General features: G+C 70.2%; 7 protein-coding genes and 2 tRNA genes. 5 read left to right on the top strand and 4 right to left on the bottom strand.

The annotated features are described in order from the left end of the window. Nucleotides 1–13: 13 nt before the first annotated feature. Nucleotides 14–86: transfer RNA gene (locus tag HMPREF3086_RS08060), tRNA-His, on the top strand. Nucleotides 87–185: 99 nt separating this feature from the next. On the opposite strand, the gene HMPREF3086_RS08065 is transcribed toward HMPREF3086_RS08060, so the two are convergent. Then, nucleotides 186–1,166, bottom strand: a complete 981-nt coding sequence (locus tag HMPREF3086_RS08065; RefSeq protein WP_070721253.1) for a DUF2804 domain-containing protein — start codon at nucleotides 1,164–1,166, stop codon at nucleotides 186–188. Between the two features lie 83 nt (nucleotides 1,167–1,249). Between HMPREF3086_RS08065 and HMPREF3086_RS08070 the strand changes: the two genes are divergently transcribed. Beyond that, nucleotides 1,250–2,533 (top strand): cation:proton antiporter domain-containing protein, encoded by a 1,284-nt coding sequence (locus HMPREF3086_RS08070; RefSeq protein ID WP_070721256.1) that lies wholly within the window; start codon nucleotides 1,250–1,252, stop codon nucleotides 2,531–2,533. Nucleotides 2,534–2,544: 11 nt separating this feature from the next. On the opposite strand, the gene HMPREF3086_RS08075 is transcribed toward HMPREF3086_RS08070, so the two are convergent. Beyond that, nucleotides 2,545–3,774, bottom strand: coding sequence for a L,D-transpeptidase (locus HMPREF3086_RS08075; RefSeq protein ID WP_109148412.1), 1,230 nt, complete (start codon nucleotides 3,772–3,774; stop codon nucleotides 2,545–2,547). Nucleotides 3,775–4,009: 235 nt separating this feature from the next. On the opposite strand from HMPREF3086_RS08075, the gene HMPREF3086_RS08080 reads away from it, so the two are divergent. Beyond that, nucleotides 4,010–4,082: transfer RNA gene (locus HMPREF3086_RS08080), tRNA-Lys, on the top strand. Nucleotides 4,083–4,312: 230 nt separating this feature from the next. On the opposite strand, the gene HMPREF3086_RS08085 is transcribed toward HMPREF3086_RS08080, so the two are convergent. Then, entirely contained in the window at nucleotides 4,313–4,588 is a 276-nt protein-coding gene (locus HMPREF3086_RS08085) for a DUF3618 domain-containing protein (RefSeq protein WP_007626708.1), read from the bottom strand. Nucleotides 4,589–4,736: 148 nt separating this feature from the next. Here HMPREF3086_RS08085 and HMPREF3086_RS08090 point away from each other — a divergent pair, with 148 nt between their 5' ends. Next, nucleotides 4,737–5,243, top strand: coding sequence for a peroxiredoxin (locus tag HMPREF3086_RS08090; protein ID WP_070721257.1), 507 nt, complete (start codon nucleotides 4,737–4,739; stop codon nucleotides 5,241–5,243). Nucleotides 5,244–5,250: 7 nt separating this feature from the next. Continuing rightward, nucleotides 5,251–5,997, top strand: coding sequence for a TetR/AcrR family transcriptional regulator (locus HMPREF3086_RS08095; protein ID WP_007626718.1), 747 nt, complete (start codon nucleotides 5,251–5,253; stop codon nucleotides 5,995–5,997). A gap of 49 nt (nucleotides 5,998–6,046) precedes the next feature. Here HMPREF3086_RS08095 and HMPREF3086_RS08100 read toward each other — a convergent pair. Beyond that, on the bottom strand, nucleotides 6,047–6,376 hold a 330-nt coding region (locus HMPREF3086_RS08100), incomplete at its 5' end, for a holo-ACP synthase (protein ID WP_141764029.1).

Here is a 6,376-nt window from a genome sequence, read left to right on the forward strand (position 1 = left end):
GAGGGCAGCGGTGGTGGCTGTAGTTCAGCTGGTAGAGCACCAGATTGTGATTCTGGTTGTCGCGGGTTCGAGTCCCGTCAGCCACCCCGACCGCGATGGCGGGTGATGCGCACTTCGGTGCGGGTCACCCGCCATTCGCATCTGCGGCGCATCCGCGGCTGGCCTGCGTCGGGATGCGCGCCGGCCTACCAGCGGTTGCGGGACTGCTCCGCCCAGCCCACCAGCCCGTCGAGCGAGACCTCCGTGCCGTCGTCGAGCACGCCGGTGCCGTGCCACGTGCCGAACGCCTGGTGCGTCTTCACCGCCAGCACCCCGAGTTCGGTGGCGCATATGGAACGACGTGAGCGTGGCATCCAACCGCTCACCCGCACCCGCCACGGCCCGGCCGGGTCCGACACGTCATAGGTCCACTGCAGGTCGTCGCCGAGCTTGTGCATCCGGCCGTCGACGAGGATCCCGTTCTCCGTCGATCCGGTGCCGTCCGTCCACTTCCCGCCGACCTGCAGCGCCCGCGTCGAGCCGTCCACCACGCCACTGCCCGCGCCCCAGTTCCAGGTGGTCGCGTACCGCCAGCGACCCCGCCCGCGGTCGAGGACCGCCCAGCCGGCGCCGAGGTCATGCGTCGTGCCGTCGAGGGTCACCGACCCGGTGACGGGATTGGCCAGATCCTTGAGGGTGTACTGGAACCGGCGCTCACTCCACGGGACCACCACCGCGGGGCTGTCATGCCCCGGGCGGCTGACCTCGAGTCGGACCCGCACACCGCGCGCCTGAACACGGATGGAGCTGGTGTCCTCGTCGTCGTCGACCTCGATGGACACCCGGCCCCCACCCACGCCGGCCGATGCCCGCAGGGCGCCGACCCCCGGTTCGTCACCGAACCGTGGCCGGTGGAGCGGTCTGATCCCGCTGCGGCTCACCTCCCGCCCCGTGCGCCGATCCAGGACGTAGACCGCGCAGTTGGCCAGATAGTCCAGCCCGGCGACCGTCAGACCGACCACGAACCGGTCGGTGACGATCCCCCAGTACTCCCAGCGCTTGGTCCGCCCCCAGCCGGCGATGTGAGTGCGATGCAGAGGGCGCCGGGACCAGCCCACGGCGTCCGGGTTGAGCATGCGGCCGCGGGCCAGGTCGACGGGTCGGGTGATCTCGCGTTCGGCGGTCATGGGGTCACTGTCGCACGCGCGCTGCCGGCCGAGGCAGAGGGTCCGGACACGGCGTACGGATGCGCGCCCCGGCAGCCTTTTCTATGGTGCGGATGACCGACCGACGCAAGGAGGGACCGTTGCCGACACTCGATCTGCTGCTCGCGGCCGTGGGCGCTCTCGGGGTGGTGATCGTCGCCCTCTCCGCGCGGATGACCCGGTGGCCGGTGTCCGAGCCGCTGATCGCACTCGCCGGCGGCGTCATCCTGGGACCCGCCGTCCTCGGAGTGTTGAACGTCCCCGACATCCTCGCCGAGCAGTCGACCCTCCACAGCGGAGCGGAGATCCTCCTCGCCGTCTCGGTGATGGGCGTGGCCCTGCGCTACCCGTTCTCCGCCATCCGCGAGCACTGGCGGCGCCTGGCACTCCTGTTGGTGGTGGTCCTGCCCGCGATGGCACTGATCTCGACGGGCCTGGCCATGTGGGCCCTGGGCATCCCGTTCGCTCTCGCTCTGCTGTTCGGCACCGCCATCTGCCCCACCGACCCCGTCCTGGCCTCCGCCGCCGTCACCGGCGACGCCGCCGAGGAGGACCTACCCCAACACGACCGCCAGCTGCTGTCCCTGGAGTCCGGGGCCAACGACGGCCTCGCGCTGCCCCTCGTCCTGGTCGCGCTCGCCGTGGCCACCCCCCTCACCGCCGGTCAGGCCGCCACGGAAGCCCTCTGGCAGATCGGAGCCGCCCTCGCGGTGGGCGCCGTGGGAGGAGTCGCCGCCGCAAAGGCTCTCCACGTCTCGGAACGACACCACGACACCGAGAAGGGGGCCATGCTCACGTACACACTCCTGCTGGCGATCCTCGTCCTCGGTGTGTCGGGGCTCATCGAGGCCAACGGGGTGTTCGCGTCCTTCGTCGCCGGACTGGCCTTCAACCTCACCAGCTCCGGGAGCGAACGCAAGACGGAGGTGGAGATCGACGAGGCGGTCAATCAGTTCGCCGTCCTGCCGTTCTTCCTCGCCCTGGGCGCGATGATCCCGTGGGAGCAGTGGGGACAACTCGGCTGGGGCGCCGTGTGGCTCACGGCCGGCGTCCTGCTGTTGCGTCGTCCACCGCTGTTGTTCGCCGTCATGAAGCCACTCGGCCTGAAGGTGCGTGGCGCCGCCTACCTCGGCTGGTTCGGCCCCGTCGGAGTGGCCGCGATGTTCTATCTGACCGAGGAGGCCTCGCGGGCCGGTGCGGATCCGGTTCTCCTCGGCGCCGGGACACTGGTCGTGGTGGCGAGCACCGTGGCGCACGGCATCACCGCCGCCCCCGGCCGTGCGCAGTTCCGGGCCGCCGCCGAGCGCGAGCAGACGACGACCTCGTCGTCGTCCCCGTCGTCGACCTAGTCACCCGGGGCTCAGGCGCCCCGGTCGGCGTTGCCGGCCTTCCAGGTCTCCCACGGGACGTTCCAGTCACCGAGGCCGTCCCAGCCGGGCAGCGTGGGGCCGACGGTCCCGGTGACCTCAAAGATGTCACCGCGCTTGGCGTTGTCGTAGAACCACTTGGCGTCCGCCGTGGTGACGTTGAGGCAGCCGTGGCTGGTGTTCTGGCTGCCCTGCGCCCACACCGACCACGGCGCGGCGTGGACGAAGATGCCGCTGTACGACATCCGCGTGGCGTACTGCACCGGCGTGCGGTAGCCCTCCGCCGAGTCCACCGCCACGCCGTACGTGGACGAGTCCATGATCATCGAGGCGTGCTTCTCGCCGATCACGTAGGTGCCGTTGGGCGTCGGGGTGGCGTCCTTGCCCATCGAGGTGGGCATGGTCTTGATGACCTCGCCGTTGCGCTCGACGGTGATCATTTTGGTCGAGTCGTCCACCCGGGAGATCACGGCGTCGCCGATCTCGAAGTTGCTGTGGGCGTCCTGCTGCCCGTACATCCCGCCGCCGAGATCCTCGCCGTAGATGTCCACGTGGACGTCGATCTTGGTTCCGGGCGCCCAGTACTCGGCGGGGCGCCAACGGACCTCCTGGTCGGAGACCCAGTAGAACGCGCCCTCGACCGCCGGCTCGGTGGTGATGTGGATGTTCTCCTGCGCCGCGCGGCGGTCCGCGATGGGCTCGTCGAACATCACCGCGACGGGCTGGCCGATCCCCACCACGGACCCCTCACCCGTGGTCAGGTAGGCGGCCGTCATGATGTTCGGCGTCAGCGTGGTGAACGTGGCGTTCTTACGCGTCACTAGCCCGGCTTCGTCAGTGGCGGTGGACTCCACCGTGTACTGCCGGCCGTACCCGAGCTCCTCGGTCGTGCGCCACTCGGTCAACTCCGGGTTGAACTCCCCCTGCACCTGCACGCCCTCGGGGTTGCGCACCACGACGGAGTCGAGCTTGCCGTCCTCGGCGGTGAGCACGATCGGCTCAGCGGGGTTCGCGTCGGTGGCACCGTCCGCCACCGACAGGTCGATCACCGCGGCGGGACCCGCCGGCGCCTCGGCCACGGGGGTGTCCTCCACCGTGCCGTCGCCGATAGTGCAGCCGGTGAGAACCAGTGCGCCGGTGAACACGGCGGCCAGACCGAGACGGGCCTTCGACCGGGCCCCGGTCGCTCGCCGCGCCGTCCGATCCGTTGTCCGCAGGTTCACTGATGGCCCCTTCCAGCTGTCTCTTCCGCCCAGCCGTGGCCACGCCCGGGGGATGTCTACACCAGTATGCCTGCCGGGCTGCCCTCACTCCATATCGAAACACCGGAGTATGTCACATCACGGACCCCGGGAGTTGGACGGCAACCCGAACTCTGACCAGGCGATTTCGTGATCCGGGCTCGCGGCTGTTACTGTTTCTCTCGCACCGAGCAAGGCCGCAAGGCCAGCGAGGCGAGCGCCATTAGCTCAATTGGCAGAGCAGCTGACTCTTAATCAGCGGGTTCGGGGTTCGAGTCCCTGATGGCGCACAGAGCGAAAGCCCCGGGTTTCACGACCCGGGGTTTTTTCGTGTGCGCGGGGGCCGGGCTGCGCGGGTGCCGCGCGGGGGACGCTGACCAACGAGAAGAACGTCCCGCACACGTCGCCCGAGTGGGAGTGTGCGGGACGCTCTTCTGGATGAAGCCGAGCCGGAGCCGGGCCGACGCCTGAGCCGTCGCCGAACCCGACCGGACCGGGTCCGTGACGAGCGGCGGCGGGCTCAGAGGGCCCGGCGGGCCGCCAGGTACGCCTCGATGCGCTGCCGTTCCTTGCGCTTGTTGGCCATGGACACCGTGATCCCGCCGACGACCAGGGCCGCGATCCCCCCGAGCACCGCCAGAACGCGCGGATCCTTCAGGGCCGCGGTCGCACGCTCCTTGCCCTCGGTCGCGAGGTTCTTGGGATTGACCCGGTCGATGATCTCGTCCAAGGTCGTCGCGAGATCGTCACGCGCCTTGGCGATATCGCCCTCGATGCTGTCGTAACTCCTGGACACGAGACCTCCGTCGATCGCTCGTCCGCGGGCGTCCCGCGGGTCTTGACCACGCCCACGCTACTGCACACCGACTGGATCCGCGCCCGAGCGCCGGTGCATCGGATAGGTTGGGAGGGTCCGACGCCCCGACTCGACCCCAGGAGCACCGGTGACCACACCACGGCTCGAGGTGGGCCAGCCGGCCCCCGCGTTCACCCTCCCCGACGCCGACGGCACCCCCACGTCGCTGCAGGATCTCCTCGCGGAGCACGGGAAGGTGCTGGTCTACGTCTACCCCGCCGCCATGACGCCGGGGTGCACGACCGAGACCGTGGACTTCGAGAACGCCCTCCAGCAGCTGCGCGACGCGGGCATGGGCGTCGTCGGCGTCTCCCCCGACGCGCCGGAGAAGCTGGCCCGGTTCCGGGACAAGCACGACATCACGTTCCCGCTCCTGTCCGACCCCGACAAGACGATGCTCACCGAGTGGGGCGCCTTCGGCGAGAAGAAGAACTACGGCAAGACCGTCATGGGCGTGATCCGTTCGACCTTCGTGGTGGAGTCGGACGGCACCATCTCGATGGCCCGATACAACGTCCGCGCGAAGGGGCACGTGGCGATGGTCGCCAAGCTGCTCGGCGTGGAGCTCCCCGAGCCCCAGCCGGCGGAGGGCTGAACCACCCATGCCGACCGAATCGTCCGAGCGCGCCCACGAGCCGTCACGGGATATCACCGACGAGGCCGTCCAGGACGAACCGAACATCCTCGTCCCCCGCCGTCGTCCGATCCAGGAGCGCAGCCGTCGGAAGTTCCAAGCGCTCCTGTCGTCGGCCCGGGAAGTGCTGGTCGAGGTGGGCTTCGACTCGTTCACCTGCGAGGAGGTGGCGTCGCGCGCGGGCGTTCCCATCGGGACGCTGTACCAGTTTTTCGCCAACAAGTACGTCCTGGTCTGCGAGCTCGACCGCCAGGACGCGCACGGCGTGATCGAGGAGGTCGAGCGGTTCGCGCAGAAGATCCCCGCGCTGGACTGGCCGGAGCTGCTCAACGACTTCCTCGACCACCTGGCCGACCTGTGGCTGCGGGATCCGTCGCGGCGCGCGGTCTGGCTGGCCACCCAGGCCACTCCCGCCACGCGGGCCACGGCCGCGGTGAACGAGCGGGAGATCGCCCGGATGATCGCCAGCGTCCTCGCGCCGCTCATGCCCGCCACGGAGCGGGAACGCCGCGCGTTCATGGCCGAGGTGTTGGTGCACGTGGCTTACTCGATGCTGAACTTCTCGGTCAGCGCCGGTCCGGTGCCCGGCGGCGAGGCGGGGGACACCGTCGGCTCGGCCGGTGGCGAGGACATGCACGACGCGACCGTCACCGAGCTCAAGCGGATGCTCACCGCCTACCTGTGGCTGGCGGAGAAGGAGGCCCAGGCCGACTGAGGCGGCCTCGCCGCTCCCCCGTCGCCGTGGAGCGCGACTACCTTGCCACCTATCCGCGCAGCGGCCCGTCGAGCACGACGAACGCGATCGCGGAGCCGCCGTCGTGGCTGAGGGAGACGTTCCAGCGCACGTCATCACCGAGGGTCGCGGCCACCTGCCGGGCCACCCCTCCTCCGAGCCGCACCGTCGGCCGGCCCCACGCGTCGCACACCGTCTCGATCTCCGCCCAGCGCAGCAGGTCGGGCGGGATCGGCGGGGGCTCGCCGTACAGCGCCGCGGACCACGCCTTGATGACGGCCTCCTTCGCGGCCCAGCGGGCGGCGAGGTGGCGGGCCAGCGGGTCCTCGTCGCGGCGAGGTGTCACCGCCCCGGGCGGGGA

The sequence above is a fragment of the Dietzia sp. HMSC21D01 genome (assembly GCF_001815995.1).
In the GTDB taxonomy this organism is placed as follows: Bacteria; Actinomycetota; Actinomycetes; order Mycobacteriales; family Mycobacteriaceae; genus Dietzia; species Dietzia cinnamea.

What these genes read in the sequence shown, in the direction of transcription:
- HMPREF3086_RS08065 (WP_070721253.1), bottom strand. Translation starts at nt 1,166, where the DNA reads ATGACCGCCGAACGCGAGATCACCCGACCCGTCGACCTGGCCCGCGGC.
- HMPREF3086_RS08070 (WP_070721256.1), top strand. Translation starts at nt 1,250, where the DNA reads ATGGTGCGGATGACCGACCGACGCAAGGAGGGACCGTTGCCGACACTC.
- HMPREF3086_RS08095 (WP_007626718.1), top strand. Translation starts at nt 5,251, where the DNA reads ATGCCGACCGAATCGTCCGAGCGCGCCCACGAGCCGTCACGGGATATC.